The sequence below is a fragment of the Microbacterium sp. genome, from assembly GCF_046295495.1.
GTDB lineage: Bacteria > Actinomycetota > Actinomycetes > Actinomycetales > Microbacteriaceae > Microbacterium.
In genome coordinates this window covers 87,165-102,332 of the sequence record NZ_JBKBNC010000001.1, presented here as the reverse complement: position 1 = coordinate 102,332, position 15,168 = coordinate 87,165, and the positions used below count along the sequence as shown (strand labels likewise).

Annotated in this window: 18 protein-coding genes; 5 read left to right on the top strand and 13 right to left on the bottom strand. The window is 70.3% G+C overall.

The window, feature by feature from the left end; genetic code table 11:
- Positions 1-969, top strand: coding sequence for a hypothetical protein (locus ACK4LS_RS00530; protein WP_409712018.1), 969 nt, complete (start codon positions 1-3; stop codon positions 967-969).
- Here the strand turns inward: ACK4LS_RS00530 and ACK4LS_RS00525 are convergent.
- Both ACK4LS_RS00525 and ACK4LS_RS00520 read right to left on the bottom strand, forming a co-directional pair.
- Positions 966-1,250, bottom strand: coding sequence for a hypothetical protein (locus ACK4LS_RS00525; RefSeq protein ID WP_409712016.1), 285 nt, complete (start codon positions 1,248-1,250; stop codon positions 966-968). The genes ACK4LS_RS00530 and ACK4LS_RS00525 overlap by 4 nt on opposite strands.
- 53 nt (positions 1,251-1,303) lie before the next feature.
- On the bottom strand, positions 1,304-1,504 hold the full coding sequence (locus tag ACK4LS_RS00520; protein ID WP_409712014.1) for a helix-turn-helix domain-containing protein: 201 nt from the start codon (positions 1,502-1,504) through the stop codon (positions 1,304-1,306).
- A gap of 141 nt (positions 1,505-1,645) precedes the next feature.
- Here ACK4LS_RS00520 and ACK4LS_RS00515 point away from each other — a divergent pair, with 141 nt between their 5' ends.
- Both ACK4LS_RS00515 and ACK4LS_RS00510 read left to right on the top strand, forming a co-directional pair.
- A complete protein-coding gene (locus ACK4LS_RS00515) occupies positions 1,646-1,867 on the top strand; it encodes a hypothetical protein (protein WP_409712012.1) in 222 nt (73 codons plus the stop codon).
- Positions 1,868-2,047: 180 nt separating this feature from the next.
- The gene (locus ACK4LS_RS00510) at positions 2,048-2,188 is read left to right on the top strand and encodes a hypothetical protein (protein WP_409712010.1); all 141 of its coding nucleotides are present in this window, start codon (positions 2,048-2,050) and stop codon (positions 2,186-2,188) included.
- A gap of 6 nt (positions 2,189-2,194) precedes the next feature.
- Here the strand turns inward: ACK4LS_RS00510 and ACK4LS_RS00505 are convergent, their stop codons facing one another.
- From ACK4LS_RS00505 to ACK4LS_RS00475, 7 genes are all read right to left on the bottom strand, one after another.
- Positions 2,195-2,335 carry a hypothetical protein gene (locus ACK4LS_RS00505; protein WP_409712008.1) on the bottom strand — a complete coding sequence of 47 codons (141 nt, stop codon included), beginning with the start codon at positions 2,333-2,335 and terminating at the stop codon, positions 2,195-2,197.
- Between the two features lie 81 nt (positions 2,336-2,416).
- Positions 2,417-4,114: an AMP-binding protein gene (locus tag ACK4LS_RS00500; protein ID WP_409712006.1), complete on the bottom strand. Its 1,698-nt coding sequence runs from the start codon at positions 4,112-4,114 to the stop codon at positions 2,417-2,419.
- A 20-nt stretch (positions 4,115-4,134) separates the two neighbouring features.
- On the bottom strand, positions 4,135-5,097 hold the full coding sequence (locus ACK4LS_RS00495; RefSeq protein ID WP_409712004.1) for an alpha/beta hydrolase: 963 nt from the start codon (positions 5,095-5,097) through the stop codon (positions 4,135-4,137).
- A gap of 131 nt (positions 5,098-5,228) precedes the next feature.
- Complete coding sequence (locus tag ACK4LS_RS00490) at positions 5,229-6,602, bottom strand: FAD-dependent oxidoreductase (protein WP_409712002.1); 1,374 nt, start codon at positions 6,600-6,602, stop codon at positions 5,229-5,231.
- A 41-nt stretch (positions 6,603-6,643) separates the two neighbouring features.
- A complete protein-coding gene (locus ACK4LS_RS00485; protein WP_409712000.1) occupies positions 6,644-7,705 on the bottom strand; it encodes a polyprenyl synthetase family protein in 1,062 nt (353 codons plus the stop codon).
- 62 nt (positions 7,706-7,767) lie between these two features.
- Positions 7,768-8,487 (bottom strand): demethylmenaquinone methyltransferase, encoded by a 720-nt coding sequence (locus tag ACK4LS_RS00480; protein ID WP_409711998.1) that lies wholly within the window; start codon positions 8,485-8,487, stop codon positions 7,768-7,770.
- A 9-nt stretch (positions 8,488-8,496) separates the two neighbouring features.
- Positions 8,497-9,060, bottom strand: a complete 564-nt coding sequence (locus tag ACK4LS_RS00475; RefSeq protein ID WP_409711996.1) for a DUF402 domain-containing protein — start codon at positions 9,058-9,060, stop codon at positions 8,497-8,499.
- Between the two features lie 273 nt (positions 9,061-9,333).
- Here ACK4LS_RS00475 and ACK4LS_RS00470 point away from each other — a divergent pair, with 273 nt between their 5' ends.
- Entirely contained in the window at positions 9,334-10,548 is a 1,215-nt protein-coding gene (locus ACK4LS_RS00470) for an isochorismate synthase MenF (protein WP_409712201.1), read from the top strand.
- Positions 10,549-10,566: 18 nt separating this feature from the next.
- On the opposite strand, the gene ACK4LS_RS00465 is transcribed toward ACK4LS_RS00470, so the two are convergent.
- The 3 genes from ACK4LS_RS00465 to ACK4LS_RS00455 all read right to left on the bottom strand — a co-directional run bounded on the left by ACK4LS_RS00465 (position 10,567) and on the right by ACK4LS_RS00455 (position 13,725).
- Positions 10,567-11,424 carry a polyphosphate kinase 2 family protein gene (locus ACK4LS_RS00465; RefSeq protein ID WP_409711994.1) on the bottom strand — a complete coding sequence of 286 codons (858 nt, stop codon included), beginning with the start codon at positions 11,422-11,424 and terminating at the stop codon, positions 10,567-10,569.
- A gap of 99 nt (positions 11,425-11,523) precedes the next feature.
- Positions 11,524-13,308: a 2-succinyl-5-enolpyruvyl-6-hydroxy-3-cyclohexene-1-carboxylic-acid synthase gene (menD, locus tag ACK4LS_RS00460; RefSeq protein ID WP_409711992.1), complete on the bottom strand. Its 1,785-nt coding sequence runs from the start codon at positions 13,306-13,308 to the stop codon at positions 11,524-11,526.
- 6 nt (positions 13,309-13,314) lie between these two features.
- Complete coding sequence (locus ACK4LS_RS00455; protein ID WP_409711990.1) at positions 13,315-13,725, bottom strand: PLD nuclease N-terminal domain-containing protein; 411 nt, start codon at positions 13,723-13,725, stop codon at positions 13,315-13,317.
- Between the two features lie 108 nt (positions 13,726-13,833).
- Here ACK4LS_RS00455 and ACK4LS_RS00450 point away from each other — a divergent pair, with 108 nt between their 5' ends.
- Positions 13,834-14,157: a DUF4229 domain-containing protein gene (locus ACK4LS_RS00450; protein ID WP_409711988.1), complete on the top strand. Its 324-nt coding sequence runs from the start codon at positions 13,834-13,836 to the stop codon at positions 14,155-14,157.
- Between the two features lie 30 nt (positions 14,158-14,187).
- Here ACK4LS_RS00450 and ACK4LS_RS00445 read toward each other — a convergent pair whose 3' ends face one another.
- The gene (locus ACK4LS_RS00445; RefSeq protein WP_409711986.1) at positions 14,188-15,159 is read right to left on the bottom strand and encodes a 1,4-dihydroxy-2-naphthoate polyprenyltransferase; all 972 of its coding nucleotides are present in this window, start codon (positions 15,157-15,159) and stop codon (positions 14,188-14,190) included.
- Positions 15,160-15,168: the final 9 nt, after the last annotated feature.

The following is a 15,168-nucleotide window of genomic DNA, read 5'->3' as shown; positions in this document are numbered from 1 at the left end:
ATGGTCGAGAAGTGGTTTCAGCACGTCGAGGCCGATGACTTCGACGCTTTTCGTGACCTCGGAGCCTTTGTCTCCCCGGCCCGCTCATACGTCCTCTGGCGGTGGTACAAGGGCGACGGGGGTCGCATCGAAAAGGATGACCTGATCTCGTACGCGCACGTCGCCCTGGTTGAGCTCGCGAATGCCCCGGACGGCGAGTTCCGTCGTCACCCCGGTCGATTCTGGGCGGCGGCGAAGCAGGCGATCGACTGGCGAGTGCAGCGCGTCCTGTACGAGCGGGAAGGAGCCGAGAACGTACGGTCCGACCACTACGACGAGATAGAGGGCATGGACCCGGCGGACAGCTACACTCAGCTCCGCATTCGGCAGGAATACAGCTTGCTGCAGGTCGCCCTCGCGGAGGCGATCGCCGTGCTGCCGCGACGGCACAAGATCATCCTTGCCCTCCGGTTTTTCGAGCAGTCCTCTCTCGGCAAGATGGGCGCGATGATCGGCTCGTCGGACAAGCCACCGTTTAACTACGTGGCGGCGCTGTGCGCTCATCTCCTCTGGTGCGCGAAGCGGGAGGTCTCGGAACGGGGCGAGCTTGACCGCCCTCCGTTGCCCCGAATTCGGGCGAAGTATGAGGAGCCGCTAGAGCGTGCCGCAGCCGAAGCCGCCGCCCGATACGGGATGGACGCAGACACGTGGCTCGGCTGGGTGCAGCGATCCTACGTCGCCGATGTGTCCTGCCTGGTCGACATCGTGAACACCGCCAACGGACACATGATCCACTACACGCAGCCGAAGGTGGACCGGGCGGCGGACGTCGAGTACGTCGAGACGATGGACCCCGCGCCTCGCACTATCGGGGAGCTCAGAGAGCGCACTGGGTGGGGTTGGCCGCGCTGCACCGAAGCGCTCACCGTCTGGCGTCGCCGGCATGGGATTGAGACGCTCAAGAACGGCCACGCAGCGGTGGCGGCTTAGACCCGAAAGCCCGCCGTACCGAGCATGCGTCGGATTCCAGCGAGGACGAGGGTGCCGACGAAGGCGACGACGGTAACGGTCAGCGCGAAATTCGACCACCAGCCGAGGGCAACCTTGATCGCAAGCTCGGAGTCGGTCGGGTAGGTGCCGGTTCCGACGAATAGGGCCACAACGGCGAGGACGACGGCTGCAACGGCTGATAGGACGGTGAGGACGATGAGACCCACCAACTGCCCAGGCGCATCTGTCTTCGGCGTTGCTTCCTGCGTCGCTTCGGTCATGGCCCGAGGCTACCGGCATCCATATCGGTCGGTTGACGGAGCAGGTACATGTCTTAGACCGTCTCCCAACTTTCCATCCACGCGTCAAGGTCTTCGCGGAACAGAATTATGTCCCGTCCGTGGCGCTTTGCGGGAAGTTCGTTCCAGCGGATTGCGCGTTTCACCTTGTCGATACTGATCGCGCAGTAGTCCGATGCTTGCTCGCGGCTGAATCCGCGTTTCCACTTGTACGGGTCTTCTACTTCTCCGGCCATGCGGGCACGCTAGCAGGAGTGTTGGTGCAATAAAAGACCTGGTCGAGAGTGTTATCCGCTCTGATCACGGCGTGTGTTATCCGCAGGGGAACGAGGCCCCCGCGTAGACAACGAGCAGAGACGGGCACCTTGATCGCACTTATGCTCGGCATCATGTTGAGCCGAAAGCAACTTGCCCTCGAAGGCATCGCGAAGTGCCAGACCGCCACCGCCAAACTTGAGCCGCTCAAGCGGCACGAAGACCCCGCCGTGAGGGAACTGGCGAGCGCGATGCATTTCTTGGCATTTGGGATGCAGGAGATCGCCCTGGCCCTTACTGATGAGCACCGCACGGACGATCTGCCCGGCCAGCGAATGGCCTAGCCAATCGCAAGAGGGGGACGCGGCGAGTCCGCGAATAGTCCGCAACAAGTCCGACCGAGCTCAATCGAGCCCAACCGGTCCCAAGCAGTAAAGACCAGGCCAGGTGTCGAATCTCAATTCACTTCAACCACTCACAATCGGCGGTTTGCGATTCACGAACTACCGCTGAGCGAGGACGCCGTGCGTCAGCACACCGCGGATCCGCGCGTGTGTCCGACGTGCGGCGACCCGCTGCGCTTCGAGATCCTCGACGACGAGCGTTTCCTCGTCGCCTGGTCGTGCGTGACGTGCGGCCTCATCCGCACCACCGAGCCCGTGTAGGGCCGATCAGCCCTCGATGCCGTTGATCATCTGCGTGATCTCGCGCTCGGTCTCGCGGCCCACGTTGCGCTCCTCGGTGCGCGAAGGCATGTCGCTGTCGTCGTCGACGGTGGGGTTCTCGAACGGCTGCTTCTTGTCGTTGTCCATATCTCGATGCTCACACGGCGCCCGGCCGCCCGCGAGGGGGTTGCGGGCCCCACCCGACCCGGCCGCCCGGAACGGGCTCCGTCAGCCCCGCAGGGAGTCGTCGCGCCACTCCACGCAGACGACCTCGCCGCGGAACACCGCCTCCTCGCGCTGGCGCAGTTCGACGCGGCGAATCTTGCCCGAGATGGTCTTGGGCAGGTCGAAGAACTCCACGCGCCGCACACGCTGGAACGGAGCGAGCCGCTCCCGAGCGAAACGCAGGATGTCGAGGGCGACCTCCTCGTCCGGCTCCCGCCCTCCCGCGAGCACGATGTACGCCTTCGGTACGGCGAGACGCAGGTCGTCGGGCGCGGGGACGACGGCGGCCTCGACGACCGCCGGGTGCTCGATGAGCACGCTCTCGAGCTCGAACGGACTGATCTTGTAGTCCGAAGCCTTGAACACGTCGTCGGTGCGACCGATGTAGGTGATGCTGCCGGTCTCGTCGCGCCGCGCCACGTCGCCGGTGTGGAAGAGCCCGTCGGCGAACGCCTCGGCATTGCGCTCGGCATCCCCCACGTAGCCGGTCATGAGGTTCACCGGACGCTCGGTGAGGTCGATGCAGATCTCACCCTCGTCGGCGCGCTCCCCGGTCAGGGGATCGACCAGCACCACTGGGCAACCCGGCAGGGGACGCCCCATGGATCCGGGCACGAGATCGGCGCCGGGTGTGTTGGCCACCACGGCGGTCATCTCGGTCTGCCCGTACCCGTCGCGGATGTCGAGGCCCCACGCGCGCTGCACCGAGGCGATGACCTCGGGGTTCAGCGGCTCCCCCGCCGACACGACCTCGCGCAGCGCGCCGCGGCGCCCCGTGAGGTCGGCCTGGATGAGCATGCGCCACACTGTCGGCGGCGCGCAGAACGTGGTGACCCGGTCGTTCTCGAGCTCCGACAGCAGACGCTCGGCCGAGAAGCGCGAGTAGTTGAGGGCGAGCACCGTCGCGCCGGCGATCCACGGGGCGAAGAACAGGCTCCACGCGTGCTTCGCCCACCCCGGCGAGCTGATCGCGAGGTGCACGTCGCCGGGCTGCAGTCCCAGCCAGTACATCGTGCTGAGGTGCCCGACCGGATACGAGGCGTGCGTGTGCTCGACGAGCTTCGGCTTCGACGTCGTCCCCGAGGTGAAGTACAGCAGCAGGCGCTCGTCGGCGGTGGTTCCCGGATGCCGTGCCGGCTCGGCATCCACGAGGAACGCGTCGTCGTATGACGCCCACCCCGGATGCGTGCCGCCGACCACGATGCGGCCGAGCCCCTCGGGCAGGTCATCGAACTTCTCGGCATCGGCCGCACCGACCACGACGTGGCGGATGTCGGCGCGCTCGATGCGGTCGCCCAGGTCGACACTGCCCAGAGCGGTGGTGGTCGGGGCGATCACCCCGCCGAGCTTCATGATCGCGAGCATCGACTCCCACAGCTCGACCTGGTTGTTCAGCATGAGCAGAACGGTGTCGCCGCGCTCCACACCCCGCGACGACAGCCACGCCGCCACCTGGTCGGAGCGACGGGCGAGCTCGTCGAAGGTGCGCCGGTGGTGCGTGTCATCGTCATCGACCACGATGAGCGCCGGCCGATCGTTGCCGCGCGCCATCGGGTCGAACCAGTCGATCGCCCAGTTGAACGGCCCCTCGAAGCGGGGCCAGACGAAGCCCGCTGCTCGAGCCGGGTCGGTGCGAGCCGCGAGGAGTTCGTCGCGCGCGGCGCGGTAGATCTCGGTCGCGGACGCGGCGGTGGGGATCATGGTGCTCCTTCGATCGCGTTCTACGCTATCCCTCCCATCCCCGCCGTGAGCGCCGCGAACGCCGCGTCGCGGGCCGCCGGTGCCGACAGGAACACGTCGTGCAGAGCCCCGTCGATGCGCGAGATCGTGACCGTGCGGGCGATTCGTGTCGCCGCGCGGGCGATGTCGTCGACGACGAGCACCGAGTCGCTCGCGAGCATCGCGTCGGTCCATGCGAGCGCCGGGGCCGACCGCTGCGAGAGCAGGACGAGGGCGGGACACCCCACGTCGACCCCGGATGCCACCCGCGCGTGCCCGGCGATGATCGCCGCGAGCCACCCGGGGTGCGTCGGAAATCCCTGGGGTGGCCGCCACCCGTCGGGGCTGTCGGGGAGCGTGCCGAGTTCGCGCTGGGCCCGCGTGTAGAAGCCGAGGTCGACGACCGGGTGCGTGCCAAGAGGGTCGAGACGCGCGCGGGCGTTCACGAGGGGCGCGAGCGCCTGCCGGCCGAGCGGTCCGAGCTGCAGCTCCAGCCACGGGCTGTTGAGCACGAGCATCTCGGCGACACCCGGATGACGCGCCGCCCAGAGCGTGAGCGTGAGGCCGCCGGTGCTGTGCCCGAGCAGCACGAGTCGGCGCCCCTCGCGCGCAGTGCCCATGGCATCCAGGGCCGCGGCGATGTCGGCGTCGTACACGTCGAGCGCCACCGTGTACCCCGGCGTCTGGCCGGGACGGAGACTGCGACCGTACTTGCGCAGGTCGAGAGCGTGAAAGCGCGCGCCGCGGTCGATGAAGAAGCGGGCGAGATCGGTCTGGAAGAAGTAGTCCGACCAGCCGTGCACGTACAGCACGTCGATGTCGCGCCACTCGCCGAACAGCCGCGCGCCGGGGTGCGGCCTCGCGCGCACGAGCGTCGCGACGACCTCTCCCTCGGGGTCTGTTCCGAGCGGCAGCGTCTGCTGCTCGAAGCCCTCACCGAGGATGTCCGGATGCCACTCCCCCATCGCCCCAGCATAGGAAACGACGCCGCGGATCGGACGAGTGGGATCTCCGACTCCGGGCGAGCCGTGCGGGTCCTCCCCGCCAGCCGACGACGAACCGCCCCGTCCTGAGACGGGGCGGTTCGCGGAGGAGGTCACTCGCCGCGCGAGATCGCGATCATCTCGTCGCGCGGGACGACCTTGATGCGCGCCCGCTCGTGCGGGGCGCCCAGGGCCATCTCGTGCTCGTCGAGGCGGTGCCAGCCGTCGAGGTCAGTCCAGCGCACGCCGCGCTCGGCGAGCAGGGCCGGGATGGCCTCCTCCTCCGGGTGCGCGGGCTGCCACCACTGGCCCTGATCGTTGATCAGGTGGCGCACCGTCTCCATGGCATCCGACTTGGTGTGTCCGATGAGGCCGACGGGGCCGCGCTTGATCCAGCCGGTGGCGTACAGACCCGGGACGCGGGAGTTCGAGTCGGCGGAGATGACCTGGCCCTCGTGGTTCGGGATGACGCCGTGCCGCTCGTCGAAGGGGACGTCCTTCAGCGGGGAGCCGAAGTACCCGACGGCGCGGTAGAGGGCCTGGATCGGGATCTCGCGGATCTCGCCGGTGCCCACGACACCGGCCTCGGCGTCGGGCTTCGTGCGCTCGTAGCGGATGGCGGCGACCCGACCCTCGTCGTCCTTCACGATCTCGAGCGGCTTGGCCCAGAAGTGCAGGTGCAGGCGACGCGAGGCGTCTCCCCCGGCGTTGTTCACGCTGGGGCGGGTACGCCACTGCTGCAGCACGCGGTCGATGACCTTGACCTGCTTGTTGGTCTCGATCGCTGCGCGCGAGGCGTCGTCGTAGTCGAAGTCCTCGTCGTAGACGACCATGTCGACGTCGCGCAGCTCGCCGAGCTCGCGGAGCTCGAGCGGGGTGAACTTGACCTGCGCGGGACCCCGACGCCCGAAGACGTGCACGTCGGTGACGGGCGAGGCCTTCAGGCCCTGGTAGACGTTGTCGGGCACCTCGGTCGGCAGCAGGTCGTCGGCGTGCTTGGCGAGCATGCGCGTGATGTCGAGGGCGACGTTGCCGTTGCCGATCACGGCGACCGACTCGGCCTCGAGCGGCCACTCGCGCGGCACGTCGGGGTGCCCGTCGAACCAGCTGACGAAGTCGGCGGCACCGTACGAGCCGTGCGCGTCGATGCCGGGGATGTCGAGGTCGGCGTCGCGGATCGCGCCCGTCGAGAAGATCACCGCGTTGTAGTGCTGCTTGAGGTCATCGAGCGTGATGTCCTCGCCGAAGCGCACGTTGCCGAAGATGCGGATGTCACCGCGGTCGAGCACCTCGCGCAGCGCCGTGATGACGCCCTTGATGCGCGGGTGGTCGGGGGCGACGCCGTAGCGGACGAGACCGTAGGGCGCGGGCAGTTGCTCGAACAGGTCGATCGACACGTCGAACTGACGCTCGGCTTTCAGCAGGATGTCGGCGGCGTAGATGCCGGCGGGGCCGGCTCCGACGATGGCGAGGCGCAGCTTCGTCATGGGTTCCTCTCGATCGCGATCGGGGGGGGGGTGGAAAGTGGTCAGGCCGAGCGGTCGGCCACGGCGCGGGCGAAGCGCGTCAGCGCCTCGCGCACGGCGCCGTCGGGCAGGGGCGCGAGGGCGTCGATCGCCTCTTGCGACCACTGGTGCGCGAGGCTCAGGGTCTCGTGCGTGGTCTCGTGGTCGCGCAGCTCCGCGAGGGCGCCGTCGAGGATCGAGGGGTCGGCCCCGGCTGCGATGCGCTCCTGACCCTCGTCGATGCGGGCGCGCAGGTCGGCGGATGCGGCGTCGGAGCGGTGCCCGAGCAGCAGGTACGGCATGGTGGGCACGCCCGCGCGCAGGTCGGTGCCGGGCACCTTGCCCGTCTCGGAGGGGTCGGGCGAGAGGTCGATCACGTCGTCGAGCAGCTGGAAGGCGACGCCGGCCTTCTCGCCGAAGACGACCATCGGCTGCTCGAACTCCTCGGGGGCACCGGAGTAGATGACACCCGACTGAGCCGCGGCCGCGATCAGCGACCCGGTCTTGTCGGCGAGCACCCGCAGGTAGTAGTCGACGGGCTCGTCGCCCTCCTGCGGACCCACGGTCTCGTGCATCTGCCCGAGCACGAGCCGTTCGAAGGTGTCGGCCTGCAGCTGGATCGCGCGCTCTCCTCGGCGGGCCATCAACTGGCTTGCACGGGCGAAGAGCAGGTCGCCGGTAAGGATGGCGATGTTGTTGCCCCACACCGTCTGGGCGCTCGGCACCCCGCGGCGCTTGTCGGCGCCGTCCATGACGTCATCGTGGTAGAGCGAGCCGAGATGGGTCAGCTCGAGGGCCGTGGCGACCTCGACGACCTCTTTCGTCGTGCCCTGACCGAGCTGCGCAGTGAGGATCGCCAGCATCGGCCGCACGCGCTTGCCGCCGGCCTCGTAGAGGTAGCGGGCGGTGACGTCGGCGAGCTTGTCGGCGCTGCGCACCTCGCCCTCGAGCTCGGTCTCGACGCGCGCGAGACCCGCCTCGACGGTGGAGAGGAGGGTGCGAGAACGCAGCCCGGCGAAGATACGGTCGCTCAGGCCCAGCTTTCCCGACAGGCGGGTGTTGGCCGCAGACGGTCTCGGGGTCACGGCTTCAGCCTATCCTGGCGCGGTTGCGGGCCGCCGCGGGTATCTCGACGGTTGACAGGGGATCAGGACAGGGGACGGATGCCGCGGTGCAGCGCCACGATGCCGAATGAGAGGTTGCGGTAGGCCACGTCTTCCCACCCGGCGTCGCGCATCCATCCCGCGAGCGTGGGCTGGTCGGGCCAGTCGCGGATCGACTCGTTGAGATAGTCGTAGGCCTCGGCGTTGCTGCTGACGGCCTTCGCCACGATCGGCAGCACGCGGTCGTTGTAGAAGCGGTAGAGCCCGTTGAAGGCGCGGGACGGCGGATGCGAGAACTCGCACACCACGATGCGTCCGCCGGGGCGGGTCACGCGGCGCAGCTCGCGCAGGGCCCGACGCGGGTCGTTCACGTTGCGCAGCCCGAACGACATGGTCACGGCATCGAACTCGCCGTCGGCGAAGGGGAGATCGGTGGCATCCGCCTGCACGAACTCGAGGTTCGGCACGCTCCCGTGGCGACGGCGACCCTCGGCGATCATGCCGCGCGAGAAGTCGGCGGCCACGACATGAGCGCCGCTCGGCACGAAGGCCATCGACGACGTGCCGGTGCCCGCGGCGAGGTCGAGGATGCGTTCGCCCCGCTTCGGTGCCACCGCGCGCAGCGTCGCGGCACGCCAGAGGCGGTCGTTGCCGAGGCTCAGCACGGAGTTCGTGCGGTCATAGGCCGCCGCGACCTGATCGAACATGCCGCTGACGCGCTGCGGGTCTTTACCGAGGTCGGCGCGGTTGGGGTCGCTGCTCACCCGTCGAGTCTAGGCGCGTACCGTCGTGTCATCGCCGGGGGTTGCGAGCGCCGCCAGACGTTCGAGCCAGGGACCGGTGACCGCGTCGCAGAACGGTGCCTCGTGGGCGCGAACCCGCCGTTCGAGGTCGGTGGCCGTGGCATCCAGGTGCTCCACGATGTCGAGCGGGTAGCCGTAGCGCACCCGGTGCTCGTCCCATTCGTCGCGGTCGTCGATCCACGTGCCGCGCTCGTCGGTGCGGCGCACCACGTCGAGGTCCATGTCGATGCCACGGGGCACGCCGTCGTCGTGCCAGCGCACGTCCCACGCGAGGTCGATGTACACGGCCACGGGATGCGGATCGGCGTTGTGCGTGAACGCCCAGTCTCCGCTCGCCGGCACCAGCGTCACGTTCGGCTGGCGGCACACGAACGCCGCTCCCGGACGCGCGCTCCGCCATCCCACCTGCTGCCCGAACCACTCGCCCCACTCGTCGGAGCCGAGGTAGACGCTGTCCTGCACCCAGTGCGGCGAGCCGTCCCACTTGCGCCACTCGAACAGCAGGCGGGTGCCGGGGGCGGGTCGGTTGTCCATGTCCCGGAGTCTAAAACGCTCCCGACTTCGGGCCTCCGCGCGCACGCGGACACAGCGCAGGACTTCAGAAGTTCGACGCGGGAAAGTCTCCGCTGCGACGCCCCCGGAAACCGGAAACTCCTGCGTTGTGTACGCCGCGTCTGCTCGACGCTGGAGCATCAGGATGCCGCGCACCTCCGCACCGATTGCCGCGGGTCTACGCTGAAAGACGTGCTCGAACCCGCGGATGACGTCGTGCCGCGCCTGCGCGTGGTCACGCGAGAGCTCCCCCCGATGGACGACGTGCTGGCCTACACCACGCCGTACGACCCCCTCTTCTGGAGTCGCCGGGGCGAGTCGCTTGCCGCGTTCGGCGATCTGCTCACGCTGCGCTACGTCGGCGCGCAACCGGGGGATGCCACGATCTCGGAGCGCTGGCGGGCGATCGCCGCGGCCGCCGAGGTCGACGACCCGGTGCAGCTGCCCGGCACGGGCCTCGTGGCCTTCGGATCGTTCGTGTTCGACCCGCAGTCCGAGCGCGAGAACGTGCTGCGCGTTCCGGGCATGATCGTCGGCCGCCACAGCGGACGGGCGTGGGTCACCCGCCTCGCCTTCGACGACACCCCCGACGAGCCCGAGCCCGAGCTCCCGCCGCGCTCCCCCTTCGGTCCGCACTGGTCGGCGACCCTCGGCCCCGGCCTCCAGACGGCGGAGAAGTTCCAGGATGCCGTGCGCCAGGCGATCGAGGCGATCGGTGCCCGCGAGGTGCAGAAGGTGGTGCTTGCCCGTGACATCTCGGGCACCGTGCCGGCGGGTTCCGACTTGCGGCGCCTCGTGCGCTCCCTGCTGGAGGGCTACCCCGACTGCTGGGTGTTCGCCGTCGACGGCCTCATCGGCGCGAGTCCCGAGACGCTCGTGACCGTGTCGAACGGCACGGTGACCGCGCGCGTGCTCGCCGGGACCGTCGCGCGCGGCGGGGACGCCGACGCCGACGTCGCGGCATCCATCGGTCTGACCGAGAGTACGAAAGACCAGGAGGAGCACCGCTTCGCCGTGCAGAGCGTGCTGAAGGCCCTGGGCCCGCACACCTCGTCGCTCGTCGCGGCCGAGCAGCCCTTCACGCTCAAGCTGCCGAACGTCTGGCACCTCGCCACCGACGTGGAGGGCGTGCTGAGCGAGGACGCCTCGTCGCTCGACCTGCTGTCGGTGCTGCACCCCACGGCCGCGGTCGCCGGCACCCCCACCGCCGCCGCGATCGAGGTCATCCGCCGCCTCGAGCCCTTCGACCGCGGGCGCTACGCCGGAGCCGTGGGATGGACGGGCGCCTCCGGCGACGGGGAGTGGGCCATCGCCCTGCGCTGTGCGCAGATCGACCGCGCCGCGCCCGCCTCGCCCACCGCCCCGATCACCGCGTACGCGGGAGCGGGGATCGTGGCCGACAGCGTCGCGGAGTCCGAGCTGCTCGAAACGCGCGTGAAGTTCCGCCCGATCGTCGAAGCGCTCGCCTGAGCGACGCCCGCCCGAGCCTCACGACGCCGCGAGGCGCTTCTTCTCCTCGGCGACGTCGTACTCGGCCGCCGGCCACTGCGGGTCGACGTCCTGCAGGGCGTCGAGGAGCAGCTGCTGCACGGCCAGCCGCGCGTACCACTTGCGGTCGGCGGGGACGACGTGCCACGGCGCGATCGGGGTCGACGTGCGCTCGATCGCGACCTGGTAGGCATCCATGTACTCGTCCCAGAGCTCGCGCTCGTCGACGTCGGACGGGTTGTACTTCCAGTGCTTGTCGGGGCGGTCGAGCCGCTCGCTCAGCCGCTCGCGCTGTTCGTCCTTCGAGATGTGCAGCATGACCTTCACCACGCGGATGCCCATCTCGGCGGCCTCCGCCTCGAACGACACGATCGCGCCGTACCGCCTCTCGATCTCCTGGGCCGGGGCGAGGGAGCGCACACGCCCGATGAGCACGTCCTCGTAGTGCGAGCGGTCGAAGACGCCGATCCGGCCGGCATCCGGCAGTCGCTTCTCGATGCGCCACAGGAAGTCGTGTTCGAGTTCCTCGGCCGTGGGCTTCTTGAACGAGGCGAGCTCGACACCCTGCGGATCGACGGCACCGACGACGTGGCGCACGATGCCGCCCTTGCCGGCGGTGTCCATCGCCTGGAGCACGAGCAGCACCGAGCCGGTCGCCGTCCCCGCGACGCTCTGGGCGAAGAGTCGCTCCTGCAGGCCCTCGAGCGGCTCGCGGCCGGCCTCGAGGTCGGCCCTGCCGTCGGTCTTGTCGCCGTCGTAGCCCGGGGTGGACCGCGTGTCGATGTCGGCGAGGCGGAAGCCGGGGTCGACGCGCAGGGCGTCGGCGGCGGGCGTGGACCATCTGCTGCGCGTGCTCATCCCGCCATCGTGCCGTGGCATCCGGGATCGACACCCCCCGTTGACGCGGACGCCGTCGGGCGGGGCGGATGCCGCAGCGGTCGGGGGTCACCGGTCGCCTCAGCGGGCGAGGGGCACCTCGATGAGCTGTCGACCGCCGGTGGGCGCCGTGAGCACCTGGTCGAGGGCGACACGCGTGGTGCAACGGTGGTATTCCCACCCGAAGGCGAGGGCGAGCTGCTCCAGCCGCGCGGTCTGAGGGGTGTACTGCACGCGGGTCATCGCGTCGTCACCGGCGACGGATGCCACCTCGAGACCGTCGAAGATCGTGCCGCCGCCGTCGTTGCCGACCACGACCTGCAGCCGCGGCTCCTGCTCGCCCGGCGGGAGAAGCAGTGCGCCGATGTCGTGCAGGAAGGCCAGGTCGCCCAGCAGCAGGCGCGTGACGCCGGGGCGTTCGTCGCCCTGGCTCGCCAGTGCCACGCCCGTCGCGGTCGCGATCGTGCCGTCGATGCCGGCGAGGCCGCGGTTCGAGTGCACCCGCACCTTCTTGCCGCCGAGCAGCTCGTCGGCCACGCGCACGATGCGCGAGGAGCCGAACACGAGGCGGTCGTGGGGCCAGGTCGCCCGCCAGAGGGCGTCGACGAGGGCGGCCCGATCCAGAGGCGCGCGCATCACCTCCACCTCGGCGTTGATCGCCCCGAGCCGCTCGTGGGGGACGGCGGATGCCAGTCCGTCGGCGTCGGGGGCCGGGGGCGAGAGGTCGACCGCGGCGTCGCGTGACGCCCGCATCCACTCCCCGAGCCACGCGTGATCGGCGTCGCCCGCGACCCGCACGGCGTCGACCGCGACGGTCGCACCGTTGAGGTTCACCGGCTCGCCGGGTCCGCGCACGGCGAGCACCTCGACGTCGTCGCGCGCGAGCAACCGCGTGACCTCGCGACTGAGGGTGGGACGACCGAACACGACCACGCGCTCCACGCGCCCGCCGAGCGCGGGATCGCGCAGCAGGGCTCGGTAGCCGTGCACGATGCGGCGTCCGAACCGCGAGCCGCTGACGATCTCGGCCACGAGGGGGAAGCCGCCGTCGTGCGCGAACTGCTCCGCCGCGGGCCCGGCGTCGGCCCCGGCGACGACGATCGTGCGCGGGCCCGTCTCGACAACCGACGCGGCATCGGCGTCGGGGGCGACGTCCGCCACACCGATCCCCCCGCCGCCCTGGTACAGAGCGCCCGAGACGTCGGCGGCGGGCTCCGGGTCTTCGTCGACGACGGTGATCCCGGATGCCGCGTGCGCGGCGAGCCACGACGGCACCGCCCCGGCGAGGGGCTCACGGAAAGGCACGTTCAGATGCACGGGGCCCGCGGCGCGCGCGCCCTCGCCGAGGGTCGCGGCGAGGGCCTCGGCGGCCACGGCGTCGAGCACGGCCGTCTGCGCGCCCGTGCCGTCGTCGTCGGTGTCTTCGGGCACGGCGAGGTCGGCCTCGAACCGCACGGCGGAGCGGAAGAGTCCCGGCTGGCGGGTCGTCTGGTTCGCTCCGACACCGCGCAGTTCGGGCGGACGATCGGCGGTCAGCAGCAGCATCGGCACGCCCGCGTGATGCGCCTCGAGGGCGGCCGGCACGAGGTTGGCGACGGCTGTGCCGGAGGTGCAGATCACGACCGCCGGCATCGCCGTCTCGCGGCCGATGCCGAGGGCGGTGAAGCCCGCGACCCGCTCGTCGATGCGCACGTGCAGCCGCACGAGGCCCGCGCGCTCGAGCTCCGCCGCCACGAGGGCGAGGGCTTGCGAGCGCGAGCCGGGGCTGACCACGACGTGCCGCACACCGCGGGCGACGAGGCCCGCCAGCAGAGCCGCGGCGCCGTCGGTCGAGGGCGCAGCGGCGCGTTCGTTCAGCGAGGTCACGACGGCTCAGCCGACGGCGCCGCGCTGACCGCGGGTATCGTCGTCGCCCTTGCCGGGGGTGTCGTCGGGATCGGTCGAGGGCGTCGGCTTCGGCGGGTCGTCGGAATCGAGCTGCGCGAGTTCCTCCTCCAGGCGGCGGATGCGCTCGTCCTGCTCGGCGCGCGCCGAGGCGGTCATGCGACCGAGGAACTCGGGGTCATCGTCGGGCGCGCTGCGCACGACGGTGCGGGTCGCGCGACCTCGACCGATGGCGAACCAGAGGATGCCGCCGAGCACCGGCAGCAGGATGACGATGGCGAGCCACGCGGGCTTGCTCACCCCGCGGTGCCGGGACGCAGGTTGCACCGCGCAGTCGACGATCGTGTAGACCCAGAACAGGACCGCCACGAGCGCCAGGATGAGAAGCAACCGTGCCATGGCCCGAGTCTACGTGCGTCGGCTGGGCACCGGCCCGGAGTCCCCCGTCATCCCCCACCGTCGAAGGACCCGCGGTCGGCGAGGGGGCCGCCGCCGTAGAATGAGGCAATGCGTGCTCGTTCGGCCCTCGTCTACACGGTGCTGCGGTTGCTCGCCTTCCTCGTGCCCCTCGGCATCCTGCTGCTGTTCCCCGTCTTCCAGGAACTTCCCTGGCTCGCGGCGATCTTCGCGGCCCTCATCGGCTTCAGCCTCTCGCTGCTGTTCCTGCGTCGCCCCCTCGAGAACGTCACCGGCGGACTCGCCGAGCGTCGCGCGCAGCGCACCACGACCGGCCGACGCTCCGGCGCCGAATCCGATGCCGACGCCGAAGACGCGGTGCTGGACGCCACCCGCCGTGATTCAGACCACGACCAGCGCCCCGCAGCGGACTGACCTCGAGCGCGGACGTACCCGCGCGTCGGATCAGCCGGCGAACGCCCAGAAGAGCAGGGCGCCGTACGCCACCGAGGTGAAGCTCGTGACCTGCAGCGCCGTGATGAGTTCGCGCGGCGTGCGGTAGGTCCACACGATGAGGATCGCGGCGAGCCCCCCGAGCAGCGCCAGCAGGGTGAGCCACGCGATCGGATAGACGAACGCGAGGAAGACCGCGATCGCGAACGGGATCAGCACGAACAGGGTGAACAGCACTTTGGTCGCGCGGCGCCCGATGAGCACCGAGAGCGTGCGCTTGCCGGCGAGACGGTCCTGGTCGATGTCGCGGAGGTTGTTGGCCAGCAGCACCGCGCACGCGAGCAGCCCCGCGGCCACCGCTCCGAACCACGCCTCCTGCGGCAGCGAGCGCACCTGCAGCCACGTGGTGCCGAGGGTCGCGACCAGACCGAAGAAGACGAAGACGAACAGCTCGCCCATCGCGTTGTACCCGTAGGGGCGCTTGCCACCGGTGTAGAACCACGCCGCGACGATGCAGACGGCACCCACCGCGATCAGCCACCACTGCCCCGTGCGGATGACGAGCGCGAGGCCGATCACCGCGGCGAGCGCGAAGAACGCGAGAGCGACGATGAGCACCGTGCGCGGCTTCGCCTTGCGCCCACCCGTGAGGCGCCCCGGGCCGACGCGCACGTCGTCGGTTCCGCGGATGCCGTCGGAGTAGTCGTTGGCGTAGTTGACGCCGATCTGCAGCGCGAACGCCACCGCGAGGCACGCGAGTGCGATCACCCAGTGCAGCTGCTCGTCGACCAGGGTCGCCGCGCCCGTTCCGATGAGCACCGGGGTGATGGCCAGGGGCAGGGTGCGCAGGCGTGCCGCCGCGATCCAGTCGCGGGCCGTGGCCGGCGCGACGGCCTGGGGAGCACCGGCCTTCGCCTTCTGCGGATTGCCGCCGGGACGACGCTTCGGGGCCGGACGCGAACGCTTACGAGACTGTGCTGCCACGGAGGCTAA